This window comes from Pedococcus sp. P3_C7 (assembly GCF_056402615.1).
On sequence record NZ_JBFUHC010000008.1, the window covers coordinates 153,773 to 172,829 of the forward strand.

The window sequence follows — 19,057 nt, forward strand, 5'->3', positions numbered from 1 at the left end:
CCCGTGTGGGATCTGTCGGAATCTGCAGTACTGACGATATCGTCAGTACTGCAGATCAGCAACCTCACGATGTGCAATGTGACGCAGCCCTCAGCTCCGGACGTGCCTAGGACGTCAGGAATCGCGAGACGAGCGGGCCGAGTTCGTCGGCGGCGGTGAGCAGCCCGAGGTGGCCGTCGTCGTAGACGTGGAGGGTGGCGTTGGGTAGCAGCGCGCACATGATCCGCGCGTTCACCACCGGGATGATCGGGTCGTCGTTTCCTGCGAGGAGCAGGGTGGGCTGCCGGATGAGTGGCAGGACCGGCAGGCTTGTCCAGCCGATCCCGGCAACGAGTTGGAGGAAGTATCCGGTGCTGGAACCCAGGCGTTCCTGCTCGTAGGTCACGTGTCCCACCTCCTCGGGACGCCGGCGCATCCGCCCGCCGTACAGCTCGGGGGCAATGGCTTTGGCGTATGCCGGGTCGCGGTAGCGCCTCGGGGTCAGCATCTTGCTGAGAACGCTGAGGCGGGCCGGCACCATGAACATGCCGGTCCCGGTGCTGGCGAGTACCAGTCGTCGGCAACGGTGCGGGTACTGGAACGCCAGCTGCTGGGCCAGGCCGCCGCCCCAGGAGATGCCGAGAGCGTCGAACTGGTGGTGGCCGAGCCGGTCTACCAGCGTCGCGACGAACCGCGCCAACAGCGGGAAGTTGTACGGAACCTTGGGCGTGGGGGAGCCGCCCACTCCTGGGACGTCGAACGCGATCACCTCGATCCGTGGGTCGAGGTGATCGACGAATGGTCGGAGCAGCTCAAGGCTGGCGCCGATGCCGTTGCAGAGCACCAGCGGCGGGCCGGGTCCGGTGCCGCGCCGGACCGCCACGTGGACGTCGTGGCCGAGACCGAGAACCCGGATCCGCAGGAACTGGGTCACTGGTCGAAGACGTAGGTTCCGGGCGCCTCCGCCAGGACACTCAGGCGGCGTGATCCGAGCTCCTGCGGCGCCGGACGCTGCGAGCCGCAGCGCTCGTCGAGCCACAGCCCGAGGTCTGTCCACCAGGTGCCTTCGTGGACATCGGATCCCGCCAGCCACGCCTTGGCATCCGATGTCAGGTCGTCACGGGTATGGAAGGAGGATCTGGGGTTGCCCGGCGGGTTCACCAGGGCGGCGATGTGACCGCTGGTGGACACCACGAACCGGGTCGTGCCACCGAAGAGCTGGGCGCTGCGGTAGCAGTTCTCCCACGGAGTGATGTGGTCGGCGATGCCGGACACCACGTAGGAGTCCACCGTGATGGTGCCGAGGTCGATGGGCACGCCAAGGACGGTGAGGGCCCCGGGCCGGGTGAGTGGGTTCTTCATCGCCAGGTCGACGAAGTCGGCGTGCAGTGCAGCGGTCATCCGGGTGGTGTCGGAGTTCCAGAACAGGATGTCGAACGCGGGGGGTCGCTTGCCAAGCAGGTAGTTGTTGACCCAGTAGTTCCAGACCAGGTCGCGTGGCCGTAGCCACGCGAAGACCTCTGCCAGGTCCCGTCCGTCGAGGTACCCCTTGCGCGCGGACTTCGTCTTGGCCCGGGCTGCCAGCCGATCGTCGACGAGGGCGGACACCGTTCCCGCGCCGTCGTTGTCGATGACGGTCACCGCCAGGCCGAGCGCAGCCAGTCGGTCCTGCCGACCGATGCCGGCCAGGTAGGCCGCAGTCAGGCTTGCGAGAATGCCGCCGGAGCACACCCCGCCGAGCACGGTCTTGGCGCTGCCCGTGATCTCCTCGACGGCCTCGAGGGCGTCAAGGACGCCCCTGACGTAGGTGTCGAGGCTCCAGTGAGCGTGCCTCGTGTCGGGGTTGCGCCAGGAGATGACGAACATCTGCCTGCCCTGCCGGACACCGAACTCCACGAGGCTGCGCTCCGGGGCGAGGTCGAGGGCGTAGAACTTGTTGATCGTCGGCGGCACGATCAGCGTGGGCACCACGTAGACGTCCTCGGTCTGCGGCGCGTACTGGATCAGCTCCAGCACCTCGGTGCGGAACACCACGGCACCCGGCGTGGCGGCGATGTTCCCGCCCACGATGAAGCCGCTGCCATCCACCATCTCCGGCACCCGGGGGGCAGAAGTTAGATCCTTCACCAGTTGCCTGCCCCCGCGCACCAGGCTCAGCCCGGCGGTGTCGATCGCTGCCTTCGCTGACTCGGGGTTGACCAGCGGGACGTTGCTGGGAGCAGCCGCCTCCACGAGGTTCTCGAGGAAGAACCGCACCCGCTCGCGTTCGCGGGGGTCGAGGTCGGCGTCAACCGCCAGCTGCTGCACGGTGTGCCCGCCCGTCAGGTAGAGCTGGACCAGGCGCCTCAAGAGCGGGTTCTCGGTCCACCCGGCATCGGCGAACCGTCGGTCCTTGGGGTCCGGCGCCACGGTGGAGGTGCCGGCCAGGATGCGCCCGGCGTCAAGGCCCAGCCCCCACAGCCGGCGCGCAGTGCGCTCCGGCCTGCGGGCGAGAGCGACCGCCCACCTAGCCGTCGACGTGTCGGGGACGAAGCGGCGCACCGGCCCCAGGGCAGGGTCGATCAACAGCACATCGAGGGGAGCGGCGCCCTCGTCGGATCTGGAGGCGGTGATGGTGCTCACGGAGGTCTCCTCACGGTCACGGGCGGTCACGTGTGCTGGCCCTGGACGGGGGGTGGCCTGCACCGGTAACTGAACGATACGCCCATACTGACGAATTCGTCAGTTCTAGTGATCCGCGCAACACGGGAGATTGTGGCCGGTTGAAGCCTCGCTGGCGGTTTGACCGGCCGTCAGGCCACCGAGCTGTTGCCGACGGCATCGTGGTCCGGTAAGGGGAGCGAGCAGATTCGCTGAGCCTGCCGCCGGGGCAGCCCGAACATGCGCAGCAGGTCCTCGGTCACCCGGTCCGTGGTCTCCTCGACGTCGCGGTCCGGCTGGTCGTGCAGCAGCTGGCCGAGGGCAAGCAGGGCTCCCGCCGCGATCGTGACGGCGACGTCCAGATCGTCGATCTCGAACCGGCCGGCCTCCACCGCGGCCTGCAGGTCGCGTCGAGCGCGAGGGGCCAGCCCGTTGTCAGCGCTGAGCAGCCGGAGAACGTTGTTGAGGAGAACCCGGCTGAGCTCGGGCTCCCGGCGGCTGAGCCGTCCGGTAAGCCTGAAGCTGCAGGCAAACACCTCTGCAGGGTCCTTGATCTGGGAGGTCAGGTTGTCGAGCAGCTGACCGTAGCCGTCCATCACCTCCTCGACGGCTGCCTCGAACAGCTCCTCCTTGGTCTGGAAGTGGTTGTAGAAGGAGCCCATCCCCACGTCGGCCGCCTGGGTGATCTCCAGGATCGGGACGTTCGTCCTGCCCTCGGCGATGAGGGTCTGTGCGGCCCGGATGAGGGCTGCTCGGGTCCGGGCCTTCCTGCGGTCGAGTCGGTTGCTCGGCTGGGTTGGTGCGGTGCTCATGAGCGCTCCTGGGGCGGTCCGACAACGGGTTGCATGGATCCACCTTAGCTGCAAGCGCTCAGAATTGACGGATTCCTCATTTGCTCTTGACTGAATAGATAGTCATGAGTGACGATTACGTCAGAAGAGGAAGGAGTAGCAGATGACCACTCATCACGGGACACACAACGACCTGCACAGCGAGCAGGGCGGACTCCGTTCCGAGCACCCTGGACGCGCGCGGAACCCGATCATCAAGGTGGTCGACCTGGCTTGGCTCGAGTTCGTCAAGACCGACCTGGGTGCCTCAGAGCGGTTCGCGCACGCGTTCGGGTTCACCACGGTGAGCAGGACGACGGATGAGCTGCAACTGCGCGGGACTGATGCGGGCGCCCCGTGCGTGATCGTGCGTCGGGGGACACGCTCGAGATACCTCGGCGCTGCCTTCCGGGCCGCGGAGCCCACCGATCTGGCTCGGCTCGCCGGCGCAACCCGGACAAACGTAGAAAGGCTGCCCGACAGTCTTGGCGGGCTCACCGTGGACCTGACCGACCCGAGCGGCGCCCTGGTCCGAGTGGTGGCCGACACCCACGAGCTGGCAAGCATGCCCAGCCAGCCGACGCCGGCGTTCAACTTCGGGCACGAAGTGCGCCGGGCGAACGCGACGCAGCGCCCGAACCGAGAGCCCGCGAGGATCCAGCGACTGGGCCACGTCGTGCTGCAGACCACGAGGTACTTGCAGACCCTGAACTGGTTCCTGGAGCACCTTGGCCTCATTGTCAGCGACTTCAAGTTCTACGAAGGGCAACGTGAGCGCGGCCCGACCATGAGCTTCATCCGCTGTGACCGCGGCACGACCCCCACCGACCACCACACGCTGGCCATGATGCTGGGGCCCAGCAACCGCTATGTGCACTCGGCGTACCAGGTGGGAGACCTCGACGCGCTGGCCGCCGGTGGGCAGCACCTCCAGGCGCTGGGGTTCCAGCGCTCCTGGGGAATCGGACGTCACATCGAGGGTAGCCAGATCTTCGACTACTGGCGCGACCCGGACGGACTCCTGGTCGAGCACTTCGTGGACGGAGACCTCTTCGACTGCACCCTGGAACCCGGCTGGTCCCCGATGACAGCCTCCGGGCTGGCCCAGTGGGGGCCACCGGTGACCAAGGACTTCCTGGGCCTCAGCCCGGGACGAGAAGTGCTGCACGAGCTGGTGTCAATGGCTCGTTCGCTGCACGAAGACAACGAGTTTGACCTCACCCGCCTTCGCGGCCTCCTGAAAGTGACGAGCTCATGAGCACCACCATCCTGCGCACCGCCGATGCCTGGTGGGTCAGCGCACCCGGCGGCGCCGCCCGCATCGAAACCGACGCCACCAGCACCAGAGGTCTGTTGGCCCAGCCCCAGCAGATCGAGGCCGCCCGAGGCAGCGAGGAGACCGTCGACCCGGCCACCCTCGACCTGGTGTCCCCGGTGACGGCACCGTGCCGGGTCGTGGCGCAGATGACCAACTTCGCAAGCCACGTGAAGGATGCCGGCCTGAACCCCGATTCGATCCCCCTGACGTTCTTCCGCAAGACGTCGGGCTCGATCAGCGGCCCCTTCGACGACATAGTCCGCCCCGGGCACGTGCGCTTCCTCGACTACGAGGTGGAGATCGGCCTGGTCATCTCCCAGGAGCTGGCGGTTGGCACACAGGTCACCGCGGACAACTGGACCTCCTTCGTGGCCGGCCTGGTCGTGACGAACGACGTCTCAGCCCGGGACGTACAGCTGCCCAAGACCCAGTTCTACGAATCCAAGTCCTATCCGACGTTCACGCCGGTGGGTCCATCACTCGTGCTTCTCGACGACGACGAGCTGCGACGGTTCGGCGCCCTGCGCCTGCGCCTGTGGGTCAACGGCGAACGGCGCCAGGACGCGGCGGTCGAGGACGACATGATCTACTCCCCGCTGGAGGCACTACAGGCACTGAGCCGGTTCCAGCGCCTCGACCCCGGTGACCTCCTGCTCACCGGGACCCCGAAGGGCACTGCGCTGAGCGCGCCGCCGAAGCCGGCCGAGGTCATCGCAACCCTGCTTCCGCCGGCCCTGAAGTGGAAGCTCTTCTTCAAGCGGCAGGCGCAGAACCCCAAGTACCTCACGGACGGCGACACCGTCGAGGTCGCCATCGGCACGGCTGACGGTGCGATCGACCTCGGTCGGCAGCGCACCGTGGTGAGGACCTCCTGATGGGCGACCTCCTTTGGCCGACCTACGACGGGCCCGCCGACCTGCCGGTGATCGAGACCGTTCCGCTCGCAGACCGTGGGCTGCCGGAGACGACGTACGAGCTCCTCGTCAGGGCCGCCGAGCTGTGGCCGCAACGCGTTGCCCTGTCACTGCTTCCCGAAGGGCAGAGGTGGGATCAGCCGGCTGAGCGCACGTACGCCGAACTGCTGGCGGACGTGCACCAGTACGCCAACGCACTGCACGCGTTGGGGGTGCGCCGGACCGACGGCGTGGCGCTGCTCGCTCCGAACTGCGACGAGCTCGTCACCGCAACCCTGGCGGCGCAGCTCGCCGGTATCGCGGCGCCGATCAACAGCGGGCTGTCCGCGCAGCACATCGCCGAGTTGCTCCGCAGGTCGGGCGCCCGGGTCCTCGTGGCAGCGGGTCCCGATCTTGCGCCGCAGGTCTGGGAGAGCGCACGCGAACTCGCCGTCCAGGGCGGGATCGATGCTCTGCTGTCGCTGAGCCCGACGGGCGTCGATCCCGCCGTGACGGAGCTCCCCACTGTCGACGGGGTGCGGGTGGGCCACCTGCATGTGCTGGCGGCAGAGCAGAAACGCGACGTGTTCGTGGGTGAGAAACCGTCGGCCAGCGACCTCGCCGCTCTCTTCCACACCGGCGGCACCACCGGCACGCCGAAGCTCGCCGCCCACACTCACGCCAACGAGGTCACCGACGCCTGGATGATCGCGGCCAATGGACTGCTGCGGGAGGGCGCGGTGGTCTTCGCCGCGCTGCCGCTGTTCCACGTCAACGCACTGCTCGTCACCGTATTGGCCCCACTCTTCCGCGGCCTCCATGTCATCTGGGCAGGCCCTCAGGGGTACCGCGACCAGGCGCTCTACCTGCGCTTCTGGAAGCTCGTCGAGCGCTACGAGATCACCACGATGAGCGCGGTGCCCACCGTCTACTCAGTCCTCGCAAGATGCCCTGTCGACGCCGACATCAGCAGCCTCCGCTTCGCCGTCGTGGGCGCCTCCCCCCTGCCCCAAGCGGTCCGCGCCAGCTTCGAGTCCGCTACCGGCATCCGGCTGGTCGAAGGCTATGGGCTCACCGAGGCCACGTGCGTCAGCGCCCTGAGCTTTCCCCACCATCCGCGACCCAGGTACGTCGGCCAGCGCCTGCCCTACCAGCGGGTGAAAGCCGTGCAGGTCGCCGCCGACGGTGAATGGCTCGACCTACCTACGGGTCAGGTCGGACTGCTCGCCATCAGCGGACCTACTGTTTTCCCCGGCTACGTCACGGACCATGGTCCCGACGGGCCCGTGCTGGACGGACTGGGCAAGCTGCGGGACGGATGGCTGGACACCGGAGACCTGGCCTGGGTCGACTTCGACGGCTTCATCCATCTCGCCGGCCGAGCCAAGGACCTGATCATCCGGGGTGGCCACAACATCGAACCCGCGCTCATCGAGAGTGCACTGCTGGCTCACCCAGCGGTCACCTCCGCGCAGGCGGTCGGTCGTCCCGACGCGCACGCTGGCGAGGTCCCGGTTGCGTTCGTCACCCTCGCCCCCGGCGCCACCGTCGCCCCCGACGAACTTCGTGCGTGGGCGTTCGACCACGTGCCCGAACAGGCGGCAGCGCCCAAATCCGTCACCGTCCTGGATGCACTCCCCGTCACCCCCGTGGGCAAACCGTTCAAGCCTGCTCTCCGTGCAGAGTCCACCCGCGAGGCCGTCGCCGACGCGCTTCACCACATTTCCTCCGTCACCCGCGTCCGAGGAGCCGTCGAGGACGGCGCAGTCGTCGCCGTTGTCGGTCTCACCCCCGGCTCCGACAGCACGCCGGTCAAGGAAGCGCTCGAGCGCTTCGCCATCCACTGGAGATTGGAAACGTCATGACCACCACCATCCTTGCGAGCCTCCTGGTCGTCGCCTTCACCGGCCTGGGCTCCGCCAAGCTCGCCGCAGTGCCCGCCATGCGCGCCAAGGCGCACCACGTCGGCTTCAGCGTCACGGCATACCGAAGGATCGGGCTCCTTGAGGTCCTGGGCGTTCTCGGCCTGATCGTCGGCACCTTCGTCCCCGTGATCGGCGCCTTGGCCGCAGCCGGACTCCTCATGCTCCTCGGTGGGGCGATCATCGCCCACCTGCGCAACGGCGACGGCCTGCGCGCGGTCGCCCCGGCCGTCGTCCTGAGTCTGATGACCCTGAGCTTCCTGCTTCTCGTGGTCCCAGACCTGCGATGAACAATCCTCAGCGCACTGACCCAGTCCCCGTCGTCATCGTCGGCGCCGGCCCAGTCGGCGTCACCGCCGCCACCTTGCTCGGGCAGTACGGCGTCGACTGCCTCGTCCTGGACCGGTGGGACGGCGTCTACCCCCAGCCGAGGGCCGTGCACCTCGACGACGAGATCTACCGGATCTTGAGGCGGCTCGGCATCGCCGAGCAGTTCGCGGCACTATCCCGACCCACCCGCGGGCTGCAGCTGATCGACCGGAACCATCGGGTGTTCGCCACCATCGACCGAGCGGGCGAACGCGGCAGGCATGGGCACCCCCGCGCCAACATGTTCGACCAGCCGGAGCTCGAAAACCTGATGCGCACCAATCTTGAAAAGCAGACCACCGTCAGCCTGCGGGGAAACGTCGAAGTTCTCGGTGTCACCCACGACGATCTGGGCCGAGCCCGGGTGAGCTTCACCGACAGGCTCACTGGCGAGCGCGAGTCGGTCCTGGCCACATACGTGCTGGGGTGCGACGGAGCCAACAGCGTCGTGCGCGCAGCCATCGGCGCGACGATGGAGGACCTCAAGTTCGAGCAACGCTGGCTCGTCGTCGACGTCGCATGCCCCGCCGAGCTCGAGCAGTGGGAAGGCGTGCACCAGGTCTGCGACCCGGACCGCGCTGCCACGTACATGCGGATCGGCGACACCCGCTACCGCTGGGAGTTCCGGCTACTGCCTGGAGAGACCGCCGCCGACTTCCAGTCCATCGGCGCCCTCCAGCCGCTCATCGGACCGTGGGTCCAAGGCATCCCGAACGCGCAGCTCCAGCTGATGCGCGTCGCCGAGTACACCTTCCGCGCGCAGCTGGCCGACCGCTGGCGCGATCGCAGTGTCTTCCTCCTCGGCGACGCCGCCCACCTGACACCCCCCTTCGTCGGACAGGGCCTGTGCTCGGGACTGCGCGATGCGATGAACCTCAGCTGGAAGATCGCCGGCGTCCTCGCCGGAGACCTGCCCGAACCGGTGTTGGACACCTACGAGCGCGAGCGCAAACCCCACGCTCGCGCCCTGATCAGGCTGGCAAGACTCATCGGCGTCTCGATGACACGGGGCGGCAGAGGCGGTGACCTGCTACGCAAGGCCATCGCCCCCCGGCTGCACTGGATCCCAGCCCTACGCAACCGTCTCCTCGACAGCGAGACACCTCCGCTGCGCCGGTCCGCACTCGTGGAAGGAAGCGGCCTTCGCAAGTCCCTCAACGGACGGTTGTGCCCGAACTACGTCGTGACCGACGACCTCCGGTACGACGACGTGACCCACGCCGGGTTCGTGCTCGTGACGGCCACACCCCTCACATCAGATCAGCGGACGCTGCTGGCCGACCGCGGGACAGAGGTGCTCGAGGTGGCACCCGGTTCACTCTTGGGCATGTGGCTCGCCGACGGCAACGCGGCGGCCGCACTGGTACGACCGGACCTCACTGTGCAGCGGGCCGGCCCGGACGCCGCAGCGCTAGGCCAAGCAGCACCGAAGTTCCTGGTGGCCTGACGAAGATGCTCTGGGGATCGGGGAGTCGGGTCAGTGCACGGACAGCTCGACGACGAGCGCAGCCAGGCCGAGCACCGAGACGCCGGCGAGGACCAGGAGCTTCTGCACCGGCTCCGCATGTAGGCGCCGCACGGCGAACAGCCCCACCACGACCAATGTGGCCGAGAGCGTCACGACGATCGCGCGGAGCGCCGTCGCCACCGCCAGCAGGCCGATCGCACTGAGTCCGAGGAGCGCCAACGGTACGACAACCACGGTCAGGGACCCGAAACTCACGTACACCAGGTGAGCGAGCTCGGCCCGGGTGGGGAGCGCGCCGGCCAGAACCATGTGGGCGAGGACGTCCGCGACGAACACCGCCAACAGAGTCCCGACAACGGTGAGCAGCAGCGTGAAGGCCGCGTCGGCTACTGAGGCGTGGGCGGTGTCGCGCTCGTAGGCGATCGCGACGGCCAACGCCGTGAACGTCACATAGATGCGCTCTTTGAGCGCCTCCGAGCGTTGCCGTGCATTCGGCGAAGGGACGTGACGCGTGGGGGGCCACGCCCGCTGCTCGTCGGCCATGACATCAGATTAGGGTGCGGCGGTTCCGGAGCAACGCCGCGCAAGCCGTGACCGAACTGATCCAGGCAGTCCTCGAGGCTGAGCATGTGGACCGATTTCAACGTGCATCCCGGCAACCCCGACGCCACCGGCCTCCGCCCACCCCCGATCTTGGCGTCGGAGGGTCCGGGTGTGCTCGAAAGACGGCGGCGGGCGGGGTATCTGAGACTGGATGATTTGCGTCCCAGACCTCAGGCCTGTGACCTACGGAAACGCAGTTATCCAATCGAGGTGGACTCCCAGACCGCTGCGATGGCGAGCTGCAGTCCTTGTCTTGCTCGCCGCGGACTCGGATGCCCGAGGGCTACGAGCGGGGCGCAGTGATGGATTGGCGAAGTTGAATCGGCATGTCGATGAGCTGGATTCCCCGGGGGGCATCGGGATCCAGGACCTGTGTCATCGCGCGTCGACCCATCTCTTCATAGGGGAGCTTTGCGGTGGTGAGGCCCGGTCGCATGTAGGAGGCGAGTTCGTCGTCGTCGAAAGAGGCGATGGACACATCGTCGGGAACGGTCGCGCCATCTTCCGTCAGCGCCTGGTGCGCGCCGAAGGCGACGCGATCATTGAGACAGATCAGGGCGGTGACCTGCACGCCCGAATCGAGGATGCTCCTGGTGGCGTCGTACCCATTCCAGGGCTCCCACACTTCGAATTCGGCCGTGACGGCAGGCGTAACCCCTGCCTCGTCGAGTGCTTGGTAGATGCCTGCGAACCGGCTGCCGATGGTGGCCGAGATGGTGGGGCTGGCGATGGCCTTCGGGGCGTATCCGACGATCCCAATTCCGTGGCGGTGGCCGGCGTCCAGCAGCTGCCGGGTCACCCGGTAGCCCGCCTGTTGCTCCGCCGGTAGGACGGCTGAGTGAGCACTGGTGCTGGTGGCGTTTGCAGTGACCGCGCGGAGGCCTTCGGGAAGGTCCGGCAGCTCAAGCAGCCGTGCGGTGAGCGAGCCGAAGACGATTCCATCGACCTGGCGGTCGATCATGAACTCCAGGGCCTTCTCCAGCTGGAGGGGGTGGTTTCCCGTCTCCGCGATCAGCACCCCGTGGTCGCGCTCGTCGGCAACGTCGAGCAGCCCCCGGATCATGGCCGAGGCGAACCGCGTGATGGTCACCTCGTCGGAGATGAAGCCGACCGTGTGCGTCTTGCCGATCCTCAGGGACCGCGCGGCGGGGTTGGGCCGGTAGTTCAGCTCGCGCGCCGCCGCCTGGATCCGCTCCATGGCATCCGCGGACAGCCGCGACCCGGGACGGTTGTTGAGCACCAGGCTGACAGCGGTTTTTGACATCCCGGACTTGGCTGCGACATCAGCGAGGGTGACGCGCTTGGTCATCCGCTACTCCCTCCTGGCTGTGACGCGCTCGGCCACGTAGGCCTGATCCTATCCACAGGGACCAGTACTCAGTCACGAAGTTGCACTTGAAAAGGTTTTAGCAAGCCCTTGTGGTGTCATCTCGACGCTGCTAGCCTGCAGTATGCTGAATCAATTTAGCACAAGAAGGGCCCTCCCACCCCAGGGGTCCCTCGGCAGCCCCAACGACGAGGCCGTGGCCCGCACTTTCGTCGCTGAGGCCCGGCCTTGAAACGTCGGTCATCACACGATGGAGTCGGCACGACCGTGCGCACGGGCACTGACCCAGACAACCAACGGAGCCCGTCATCCCGGCTCTGCACATCCATATCTGCACATCCTCATCTGCACCTGGACCCCTCGGAGGACTTCCGTGAATCTCAACCCAACCAAACGCATCGTCGTCGGCCTGCTTGTCGCCGCCCTGCCCCTGTCACTCACCGCCTGCGCCAAGGGCGGCAGCTCCAGCGGTGGCGGCAACGGCGAACTCGCCATGTGGACGCACAACGCCGGAAACAAGGAAGAGCTCGCCGCGATCACCAAGATCGTCGACGACTACAACGCCAGCCAGACCAAGTACAAGGTGAAGATCCAGGCCTTCCCACAGGACTCCTACAACCAGTCCGTCGTCGCCGCGGCCGCGTCGAAGAAGCTGCCCTGCATCCTGGACATCGACGGCCCCAACGTCCCCAACTGGGCATGGGCCGGCTACCTCGCCCCCCTCGAAGGCCTGGACAGCACGCTCTCCAAGTTCCTGCCCAGCGTGCTCGGCAAGTACAACGGCAAGACCTACTCCTACGGGTACTACGACGTCGCCCTCGTGATGGTCACCCGCAAGACGATCCTCGAGAAGAACGGCATCCGGGTCCCCACCATCGACCAGCCTTGGACCAAGGACGAGTTCACGGCCGCACTTCAGAAGCTCAAGGCGTCCGGGAAGTACCAGAACCCCCTCGACATCGCGACCAGCTTCACCGGTGAGTGGTGGCCGTACGCCTACTCGCCGATGCTGCAGAGCTTCGGCGGTGACCTCGTCAACCGGACCGACTACAAGTCGGCGGACGGGACCCTGAACGGTGACAAGGCGGTTGAGTGGGCCAAGTGGTTCCGCGGCCTGGTCACCGACGGACTGGTGCCCCTCAAGTCCGGCGCCGACCCGGCCAAGGACTTCGTCAACGGCAAGACCGCCATCCTCTACAACGGAACCTGGACAGCGACGGACACCCGCAAGGCATTCGGCGCTGACACCCTGTTCCTGCCGCCGCCGGACCTCGGCAACGGCCCCAAGATCGGGGGCGGCTCGTGGCAGTGGGGCGTTTCGACCGGCTGCGCCGAGAAGGCCGGTGCGCAGGACTACATGAAGTTCGCCGCCCAGGACAAGTACGTCGCGTCGGTGGCGGCGGGAACCAAGAACATCCCGGCGACGGATGCAGCCGCCGCCACCGTGCCCGGCTACCAGGCTGGTGGTGAGAACGACGTCTTCCGTCAGTACGCCAAGAAGTTCGCGGTGCTGCGTCCCATCACCCCCGGCTACCCGTTCATCGCGACGGAGTTCACCAAGACTGCCCAGGACATCCTGACCGGTGCCGACCCCAAGAAGGCGCTCGACCAGGCCGTCAAGGACATCGACGCCAACCAGAAGGGCAACGGCTACTTCAAGTGAGGCCGTGACAGGACCCGGTATGCCGCGGCGAGTGTTCCACCCGCGGCATACCGACCTGACGACCTGACCTCACAACCTCGGCCTGACATCAAACCGAACGTGCGTGACCCGTTGTGCACATCAAAGGAGACGGACAATGACGACCATCTCGACGCCTCGAGCCGACAAGCGCGGGAAGCCGGCCGCGACCGGCAAGCGCGGGAGGCCAACGGCGACCGGCAAGCCTCGACGGCCCGGGCAGGCGACCGGCACCGCAGTGCTCATGCTGCTGCCCGCTGCTGTCCTGTTGATCACCTTCCTGCTGATCCCGATCGGCCTCACCTTCATCCTCGCCTTCACCGACGCGAGACTGATCTCTCCCAGGCCCGCCCAGTTCACCGGCTTGGACAACCTCACCCGGCTCTTCGGCGATGAGACCTTCTGGAAGTCGCTGCGCAACACGATCATCTTCGCCATCGTCATCGTGCCGTTGCAGTCCGCCTGCGCCCTCGGGCTGGCCTTGCTGGTCAACGTCAAGATGCGCGGAGTCAACTTCTTCCGGACCGTGTACTTCCTTCCGGTCGTCACCTCCATGGTGGTCGTGTCGATGCTGTGGCTGTTCCTCTACCAGAAGAACGGCCTCATCAACCAAGCACTGTCGAACTTCGGGATCGCCGGGCCGGACTGGCTGGGCGACCCGCACACCGCGCTCATCGCCATCATCCTCATGTCCGCCTGGCAGGCCATGGGCTTCCACATGGTCATCTGGCTCTCCGGCCTCCAGACGATCCCGGGCGACCTGTACGAGGCCGCCGACCTGGACGGCGCCGGAACGTGGCAGAAGTTCCGCTACGTGACCTGGCCGGGACTTCGGGCAACCCGGACCTTCATCCTGATCACCATCACCATCTCGGCGTTCTCGCTGTTCACCCAGGTCAACATCATGACCGAAGGAGGACCCTTGGACTCGACCTCCACGCTGGTGCTCATGGCGGTCCGGACCGGGTTCCAGCAGCAACAGACGGGCTATGCCTCCGCGATCTCGCTGGCCTTCTTCGTGCTCGTCCTCGCCGTCACTCTTGTCAACCGTTACCTCACTCGTGAGAAGGCCTGACCATGACCACCCTGCCCCACGTCGCCGAGACGGCGGCCCCCGCAACCCACCGCCCCGACCAGGGCCCCAGCCGGATCAGCGTCGCCCTGGGCGTCCTCCTTCGGGCGGCCCTGTGCCTGGTGTTCGGTTTGCCCCTGGTGTTCATGATCATCTCCAGCTTCAAACCCGACACCCAGATCTTCGCCGACCTCACCGGCCCGAAGGCGTTCCTGCCCGTCGGTGACCTGTCCTTGGACAACTACACGGGAGTCTTCAACAGGGTCCCGTTCGCTCAGTTCATGATGAACTCGATCCTCATCACGGTCGTCACCGTGGTGCTCGGGCTCATCGTCAACTCGATGGCGGCCTTCTCACTGGCCCGGATCAAGTTCCGCGGCGGATCCTTCGTCCTCGGGATCATCCTCGCCACCCTCATCGTGCCGTTCGAGACCCTGGCCCTGCCCTTGCTGTGGTGGTCCAACAAGCTGCCCTTCTTCGGACCGGGCGGCTTCAGCCAAGGGTGGTTGGACACCTACCAGGTGCAGATCGTCCCGTTCATCGCCAACGCCTTCTCGATGTTCCTCTTCTACCAATACTTCGACAGCATCCCCAAAGAGCTGGACGAGGCTGCCATGGTCGACGGGGCGAGCTGGTTCCGCATCTATCGCAGCATCATCATGCCGCTGTCAGGCCCAGCCATCGCCACTGTCGCGATCCTGACGTTCCTGCCGATGTGGAACCAGTACCTGTGGCCGCTGATGTCCGTTCAGTCCGAGGAGCTTCGCCCGGTGATGGTCGGCATCGGCTACTTCAAACAGCTCAACGTCGCCTGGGGCCAGATCATGGCGTACGCGACCATGATCACCGTCCCGGTGCTGATCCTGTTCATCGCCTTCCAGCGATCGTTCATCAACTCGATCGCATCCTCCGGCGTCAAGGGCTGAGAGCTTGGTGCTCCAACTTCCCAGGACAAGCGGGTGGTGCTTCCGGCTCGACGACGACGGCCAGAAGCACCACACGTCCTTCCTCAGCGCCCGCGTCAGCTGCGCAAGCCACACCTTCTTTCGCGCCCGTTCCAACTCACTATCCAGCGGAGTCAGCCCATGAGCCACGCAAAGAATGGGCGACCAGCCGTTCACTTCACACCCCGACACGGTTGGCTCAACGACCCCCATGGAGTCGTGTTCCACGACGGGAGATACCACCTGTTCCACCAAGCCCTTCCCGAGCGGGTGTCATGGAGTCCCGAGATCAGCTGGGGGCACGCCACAAGCCTCGACCTGATGAACTGGGTCCCGGAGGCGACCGCGCTCGAGCCTGCCCCCGATGAGACCGGATGTTGGACGGGAACCCTCTGCCTCCGCCCGGACGGGCAGCCGCTGATCCTGTACACCTCGGCCCGGGAACCACATCTTGATCTTGCGGACGTGCGAGCCGCATCTCCCGCAGACTCCACGTGGCAAACGTGGACGAACGGGGAACGCGTCGCCCTTCCTCTCGATGTGAAGACGCGCAAGCGGATCACCGTCTTCCGTGACCCGTCAGTGCGGCGAGAGAATGATCGTTGGCGAATGGTGGTGGGCGCTGGATATGAAGACGGGCGCCCCGCAGTCCTCAGCTGGGTGTCCAAGGACCTGACCACCTGGGCCTTCGATGGCGAGCTCGCGGTCGGAGTCCTCAGAAACGACGGACCCTGGCTCGGCACTGCGTGGGAATGTCCCCACCTGGTCAGGGTGGACGGGCATGACGTCCTCTTCGTCGGCTCCTGGAAGGACGGCATCACCGGCGAAGTACTCGCTGCCGTCGGAGAGCTTCAGGACGGCCGGTTCGAGAGCACCGAATGGACGCAGATTACGCACGGGGGAGGCCACTACGCCGCGACAGCGTTCCTCGACGCCGACAACCTCCCGTGCGCCATCTTCTGGATCCGGGGAGTAGCCGACCTGGACGCCGGCTGGTCGGGCGCCCTCAGCATCCCCTACCGGCTCTCGGTCGTCGACGGTGCGCTGCACCTTCGACCGCACCCCAACGCGATGAACGCATTCCCAACCAACGGCGCCGACCCGAACGTCCAGCTGCTCGAGGTTGACGAGATCGACGGCTTCCACCACAACGGCATCGACGTGACGTCCGGTCGCGACGAGCTCGTGGTCAGCATCGGCTCGACACACCTGCGCATCCCATCAGTGCGCGGCAGGCCTGCCGAGACCCTGACCGTCATCGTCGACGGTCCTGTTCTGGAGGTCTGCACGGGAACCTCAATCGCCGGAGCGCAACTGCCCGTGCCGGCAGCCGTGCCCGTGTCCGCGACCAACCCTGGCGGCATGTCGTGAAGCCGCAGATAGACCCTCAGGCTGGTACCGAGCCACTACAGCTGACCTCGGACGAGGGCTGCGCCGTGGCGCGAGCGCGGCCCGAAGACCGCCAGGCGCCGGGCCCGCCGACGGTCAAGGATGTGGCGCGAATCGCTGGAGTCAGCACTGCGACGGTCTCGCGGGTCGTGAATCAAAACACCCACGTCAGCGAAGCCGCCCGGACCGCTGTGCTTCACGCGATCACGGCGCTCGGGTACGAACGCAACGAGGCGGCAGCATCGATCCGGCGCACCCGTGCCTAGCGACGCTTAGTCCGCGGGGAACTCGGCTCTGTGCATGGGGATGTTCGTTCGGCGGCAGCGAAACAACGAAGGAGACCACTGGTGTTTCGACTCCCGGACTCATGGGTGTGGGACTTCTGGCTCGTCGACGACGGCCAGAAGTACCACATGTTCTTCCTCTTCGCCTCGAGGGCGTTGCAGGATCCAGACGCCAGGCATGACCGAGCCTCCATCGGGCATGCCGTGTCGGAGGACCTCCGCAGCTGGATACGAGTTGAGGATGCGCTCGTGCGCAGCGACGCACCAGCATTCGATGACCTCGCCACCTGGACCGGGTCGGTCGTCAGGCATCCAGATGGTCGGTGGTTCATGTTCTACACCGGCGCCACGCGCGCCCCCGCCAGCAGCAACATCCAAACCATCGGCTTCGCCACCAGTACCGATCTGATCCACTGGGACAAGGGCACGGGTCCCGTCCTGGCAACGGATGACCGATGGTACGAGAAGCTTGCCGACGGGCGTTGGCACGACGAGGCATTCCGCGACCCCTGGGTGTTTCCGGACCCGGAGGGTTGCGGATGGCACATGCTGATCACGGCTCGGGCGGTCTCCGGTCCGCCGGACAACTTCGATCGAGGCGTCATCGGCCACGGTTGGTCCGCGGACCTCACAGGGTGGGAGCTGCGTGGCCCGCTCACAGAGCCGGGCCAGGGCTTCGGCCAACTAGAAGTCCTCAACCTCCTGGACTTCGATGGCGCTCACTTCGTCACGTTCAGCTGCTTGGCACAGGACGCCGCACAGTGGCGCCGCGCGACGGGCACCACGGGGGGAGTGTGGGCAGCAAGGGCCGAAACACCGTTGGGTCCGTACGACATCGAAGGTGCACAGTTGCTGACCACCGATGAGCTGTACGTCGGCCGGTTCATTCGCGACCGAACCTCCGGCGACATGATGTTCCTCGCGTTCATCAACCGAGTCGACGATGTCTTCATCGGCACCGTCACTGACCCGATGAAGTGCGTGCTGAAGGACGGACGCATTTGGTTCGTCGACAGCTACGGCGCCCATCACGAGAAGCACCCACCGCCAACTGGCTCCTAGCCAACAGCCCTGGCGGCGGAATGCCGCACGCCGATGGGGCGAATGTGCCAAGACCGTTCGTGGTGACCCGGCGGCCCCAGGCAGTCACAGGGGACCCGTGGCGCGCGCCGCATACGTCGGGCTGTAAACCCATCGCGAAAGCTTCGAAGGTTCGAATCCTTCACCTGCCGCCATGGTCGAACTCTTGATGCACCTGGGAGTGACGGCCGCCGGGTGTCAGGCCTTCCTGGCCCGGTGGGCCCTGCCTTGTGGGCCGTCTTCCAGCCTGGAGAATTAACTGGTCCCGGGCCCGTCGTCTGCGGGTCCACGTCGCCTAGGGTCGGGGAAACGGGTCCGACCCCGTAGAGGGATGGAGCCATGTGCCACTACTGCGGGTGTCGAGAGATGCCTCTGATCCGGGACTACATCGCCGAGCACGAGCGGGCGACCAACCTCGGTGGCGATGCGGTGCGCGCCATCGACCGCGGTGAGCTGGCCGTGGCGAGTGAGCTTCTGCGCGTGATGGGCGCCGAGCTGCGGTCCCACTGGCAGGGCGAGGAGAACGGCCTGTTCGCGGTGATGGGTCGCGACCCCCTGGCGGCGGAGCACATCGGTCCATTGGTGCGGGAGCACCGCGAGCTGGCGGACCTGCTCGTCACCGTGGACCTGGCTGACCCGGCCGACCAGGAACGCATCCGGACTGCGGTCTCCGAGCTGCACGAACACATCGCGAAGGAAGAGGATGGCCTCTTCCCTGCGTCACTCATCGCGCTGGGAGGCGCCGAGTGGGACGCCTCGATGCTGGCGTGGCAGGAGGCTCACCCGGGTCAGAGCATGATCGGGCAGTGATGCCCGGTTGGTGCAGGGCCAGCCGCCCGACCTTGGGGCAGTGCGCAGGCAGGCGGCCAGGTGTCAGCTGTTCTTCTTGCCGACGCTCAGGAGGATCGCGGAGTCTTCGTCGGCCTCGAGGGCGTGTCTGGCATCGGGCACGACCAGCAGGTCCCCCGTTGACCCGCTCCACGAAGTGTCCCCGGAGACGAGCCTGACGTGCCCGTGCAGGACCTGGACCGTCGCGTTGCCCGGATTCTCGTGCTCGTCGAGGGCGCTGCCGGCGCGCAGTGCGATGAGGGTCTGGCGAAGGACATGGTCGTGACCTCCGAACACGGTTTGCGCACTCCGTCCGCTGGTCGCCGTCCGGGCGAGCTCGAGGTGGTGTCGCGTCAGGTCGTTGAGGGACTCGTTCTGCATCGGGCTCATCTCCAGGGTTGTGGTTCAGGTCTGGCTGGGGCGGAGCGCC

The 19,057-nt window shown here is 66.6% G+C and carries 18 protein-coding genes; 12 read left to right on the forward strand and 6 right to left on the reverse strand.

Annotated features, from left to right (window positions below):
* Window positions 1-106 precede the first annotated feature (106 nt).
* The 3 genes from phaZ to AC1DS4_RS12570 form a co-directional block, all read right to left on the reverse strand.
* Complete coding sequence (gene phaZ, locus AC1DS4_RS12560; protein WP_477633392.1) at window positions 107-913, reverse strand: poly(3-hydroxyalkanoate) depolymerase; 807 nt, start codon at window positions 911-913, stop codon at window positions 107-109.
* Window positions 910-2,601 carry a PHA/PHB synthase family protein gene (locus tag AC1DS4_RS12565; RefSeq protein ID WP_477633393.1) on the reverse strand — a complete coding sequence of 564 codons (1,692 nt, stop codon included), beginning with the start codon at window positions 2,599-2,601 and terminating at the stop codon, window positions 910-912. The genes phaZ and AC1DS4_RS12565 overlap by 4 nt, the downstream gene beginning before the upstream one ends.
* 170 nt (window positions 2,602-2,771) lie before the next feature.
* Window positions 2,772-3,431 carry a TetR/AcrR family transcriptional regulator gene (locus tag AC1DS4_RS12570; RefSeq protein ID WP_477633394.1) on the reverse strand — a complete coding sequence of 220 codons (660 nt, stop codon included), beginning with the start codon at window positions 3,429-3,431 and terminating at the stop codon, window positions 2,772-2,774.
* Between the two features lie 142 nt (window positions 3,432-3,573).
* Between AC1DS4_RS12570 and AC1DS4_RS12575 the strand changes: the two genes are divergently transcribed.
* Genes AC1DS4_RS12575 through mhpA form a run of 5 tightly spaced genes read left to right on the forward strand, consistent with a single transcriptional unit; the run spans window position 3,574 to window position 9,398 of the window.
* The gene (locus tag AC1DS4_RS12575; protein ID WP_477633395.1) at window positions 3,574-4,707 is read left to right on the forward strand and encodes a VOC family protein; all 1,134 of its coding nucleotides are present in this window, start codon (window positions 3,574-3,576) and stop codon (window positions 4,705-4,707) included.
* Window positions 4,704-5,642, forward strand: a complete 939-nt coding sequence (locus AC1DS4_RS12580) for a fumarylacetoacetate hydrolase family protein (RefSeq protein WP_477633396.1) — start codon at window positions 4,704-4,706, stop codon at window positions 5,640-5,642. The genes AC1DS4_RS12575 and AC1DS4_RS12580 overlap by 4 nt, the downstream gene beginning before the upstream one ends.
* Window positions 5,642-7,525, forward strand: coding sequence for an acyl-CoA synthetase (locus AC1DS4_RS12585; RefSeq protein WP_477633397.1), 1,884 nt, complete (start codon window positions 5,642-5,644; stop codon window positions 7,523-7,525). Before AC1DS4_RS12580 ends, AC1DS4_RS12585 begins: the two co-directional genes overlap by 1 nt.
* Window positions 7,522-7,872 (forward strand): DoxX family protein, encoded by a 351-nt coding sequence (locus tag AC1DS4_RS12590; RefSeq protein WP_477633398.1) that lies wholly within the window; start codon window positions 7,522-7,524, stop codon window positions 7,870-7,872. The genes AC1DS4_RS12585 and AC1DS4_RS12590 overlap by 4 nt, the downstream gene beginning before the upstream one ends.
* The gene (gene mhpA, locus AC1DS4_RS12595) at window positions 7,869-9,398 is read left to right on the forward strand and encodes a bifunctional 3-(3-hydroxy-phenyl)propionate/3-hydroxycinnamic acid hydroxylase MhpA (RefSeq protein ID WP_477633399.1); all 1,530 of its coding nucleotides are present in this window, start codon (window positions 7,869-7,871) and stop codon (window positions 9,396-9,398) included. Before AC1DS4_RS12590 ends, mhpA begins: the two co-directional genes overlap by 4 nt.
* Window positions 9,399-9,428: 30 nt before the next feature.
* Here the strand turns inward: mhpA and AC1DS4_RS12600 are convergent, their stop codons facing one another.
* Together AC1DS4_RS12600 and AC1DS4_RS12605 are read right to left on the reverse strand one after the other, a co-directional pair.
* Window positions 9,429-9,962 carry a hypothetical protein gene (locus AC1DS4_RS12600; RefSeq protein ID WP_477633400.1) on the reverse strand — a complete coding sequence of 178 codons (534 nt, stop codon included), beginning with the start codon at window positions 9,960-9,962 and terminating at the stop codon, window positions 9,429-9,431.
* A gap of 343 nt (window positions 9,963-10,305) precedes the next feature.
* The gene (locus tag AC1DS4_RS12605) at window positions 10,306-11,331 is read right to left on the reverse strand and encodes a LacI family DNA-binding transcriptional regulator (RefSeq protein WP_477633401.1); all 1,026 of its coding nucleotides are present in this window, start codon (window positions 11,329-11,331) and stop codon (window positions 10,306-10,308) included.
* Between the two features lie 391 nt (window positions 11,332-11,722).
* Between AC1DS4_RS12605 and AC1DS4_RS12610 the strand changes: the two genes are divergently transcribed.
* The 7 genes from AC1DS4_RS12610 (at window position 11,723) to AC1DS4_RS12640 (ending at window position 18,609) form a co-directional block, all read left to right on the forward strand.
* Window positions 11,723-13,012: an ABC transporter substrate-binding protein gene (locus AC1DS4_RS12610; RefSeq protein ID WP_477633402.1), complete on the forward strand. Its 1,290-nt coding sequence runs from the start codon at window positions 11,723-11,725 to the stop codon at window positions 13,010-13,012.
* Window positions 13,013-13,148: 136 nt separating this feature from the next.
* A complete protein-coding gene (locus AC1DS4_RS12615; protein WP_477613625.1) occupies window positions 13,149-14,105 on the forward strand; it encodes a carbohydrate ABC transporter permease in 957 nt (318 codons plus the stop codon).
* Window positions 14,106-14,107: 2 nt separating this feature from the next.
* Window positions 14,108-15,028, forward strand: a complete 921-nt coding sequence (locus AC1DS4_RS12620) for a carbohydrate ABC transporter permease (protein ID WP_477613624.1) — start codon at window positions 14,108-14,110, stop codon at window positions 15,026-15,028.
* A 159-nt stretch (window positions 15,029-15,187) separates the two neighbouring features.
* Complete coding sequence (locus AC1DS4_RS12625) at window positions 15,188-16,417, forward strand: glycoside hydrolase family 32 protein (protein WP_477633403.1); 1,230 nt, start codon at window positions 15,188-15,190, stop codon at window positions 16,415-16,417.
* Between the two features lie 122 nt (window positions 16,418-16,539).
* Window positions 16,540-16,701 carry a LacI family DNA-binding transcriptional regulator gene (locus AC1DS4_RS12630; RefSeq protein WP_477623940.1) on the forward strand — a complete coding sequence of 54 codons (162 nt, stop codon included), beginning with the start codon at window positions 16,540-16,542 and terminating at the stop codon, window positions 16,699-16,701.
* A 105-nt stretch (window positions 16,702-16,806) separates the two neighbouring features.
* A complete protein-coding gene (locus AC1DS4_RS12635; protein ID WP_477633404.1) occupies window positions 16,807-17,781 on the forward strand; it encodes a glycosyl hydrolase family 32 in 975 nt (324 codons plus the stop codon).
* A 384-nt stretch (window positions 17,782-18,165) separates the two neighbouring features.
* The gene (locus tag AC1DS4_RS12640; protein WP_477613618.1) at window positions 18,166-18,609 is read left to right on the forward strand and encodes a hemerythrin domain-containing protein; all 444 of its coding nucleotides are present in this window, start codon (window positions 18,166-18,168) and stop codon (window positions 18,607-18,609) included.
* A 63-nt stretch (window positions 18,610-18,672) separates the two neighbouring features.
* Here AC1DS4_RS12640 and AC1DS4_RS12645 read toward each other — a convergent pair whose 3' ends face one another.
* On the reverse strand, window positions 18,673-19,017 hold the full coding sequence (locus tag AC1DS4_RS12645; protein ID WP_477646049.1) for a cupin domain-containing protein: 345 nt from the start codon (window positions 19,015-19,017) through the stop codon (window positions 18,673-18,675).
* Window positions 19,018-19,057 lie beyond the last annotated feature (40 nt).

What these genes read in the sequence shown, in the direction of transcription:
- AC1DS4_RS12600 (WP_477633400.1), bottom strand. Translation starts at nt 9,962, where the DNA reads ATGGCCGACGAGCAGCGGGCGTGGCCCCCCACGCGTCACGTCCCTTCG.
- AC1DS4_RS12580 (WP_477633396.1), top strand. Translation starts at nt 4,704, where the DNA reads ATGAGCACCACCATCCTGCGCACCGCCGATGCCTGGTGGGTCAGCGCA.
- AC1DS4_RS12620 (WP_477613624.1), top strand. Translation starts at nt 14,108, where the DNA reads ATGACCACCCTGCCCCACGTCGCCGAGACGGCGGCCCCCGCAACCCAC.
- AC1DS4_RS12645 (WP_477646049.1), bottom strand. Translation starts at nt 19,017, where the DNA reads ATGAGCCCGATGCAGAACGAGTCCCTCAACGACCTGACGCGACACCAC.
- AC1DS4_RS12570 (WP_477633394.1), bottom strand. Translation starts at nt 3,431, where the DNA reads ATGAGCACCGCACCAACCCAGCCGAGCAACCGACTCGACCGCAGGAAG.
- mhpA (WP_477633399.1), top strand. Translation starts at nt 7,869, where the DNA reads ATGAACAATCCTCAGCGCACTGACCCAGTCCCCGTCGTCATCGTCGGC.
- AC1DS4_RS12640 (WP_477613618.1), top strand. Translation starts at nt 18,166, where the DNA reads ATGCCTCTGATCCGGGACTACATCGCCGAGCACGAGCGGGCGACCAAC.
- AC1DS4_RS12590 (WP_477633398.1), top strand. Translation starts at nt 7,522, where the DNA reads ATGACCACCACCATCCTTGCGAGCCTCCTGGTCGTCGCCTTCACCGGC.
- AC1DS4_RS12575 (WP_477633395.1), top strand. Translation starts at nt 3,574, where the DNA reads ATGACCACTCATCACGGGACACACAACGACCTGCACAGCGAGCAGGGC.
- AC1DS4_RS12605 (WP_477633401.1), bottom strand. Translation starts at nt 11,331, where the DNA reads ATGACCAAGCGCGTCACCCTCGCTGATGTCGCAGCCAAGTCCGGGATG.
- AC1DS4_RS12615 (WP_477613625.1), top strand. Translation starts at nt 13,149, where the DNA reads ATGACGACCATCTCGACGCCTCGAGCCGACAAGCGCGGGAAGCCGGCC.
- AC1DS4_RS12585 (WP_477633397.1), top strand. Translation starts at nt 5,642, where the DNA reads ATGGGCGACCTCCTTTGGCCGACCTACGACGGGCCCGCCGACCTGCCG.
- AC1DS4_RS12625 (WP_477633403.1), top strand. Translation starts at nt 15,188, where the DNA reads ATGAGCCACGCAAAGAATGGGCGACCAGCCGTTCACTTCACACCCCGA.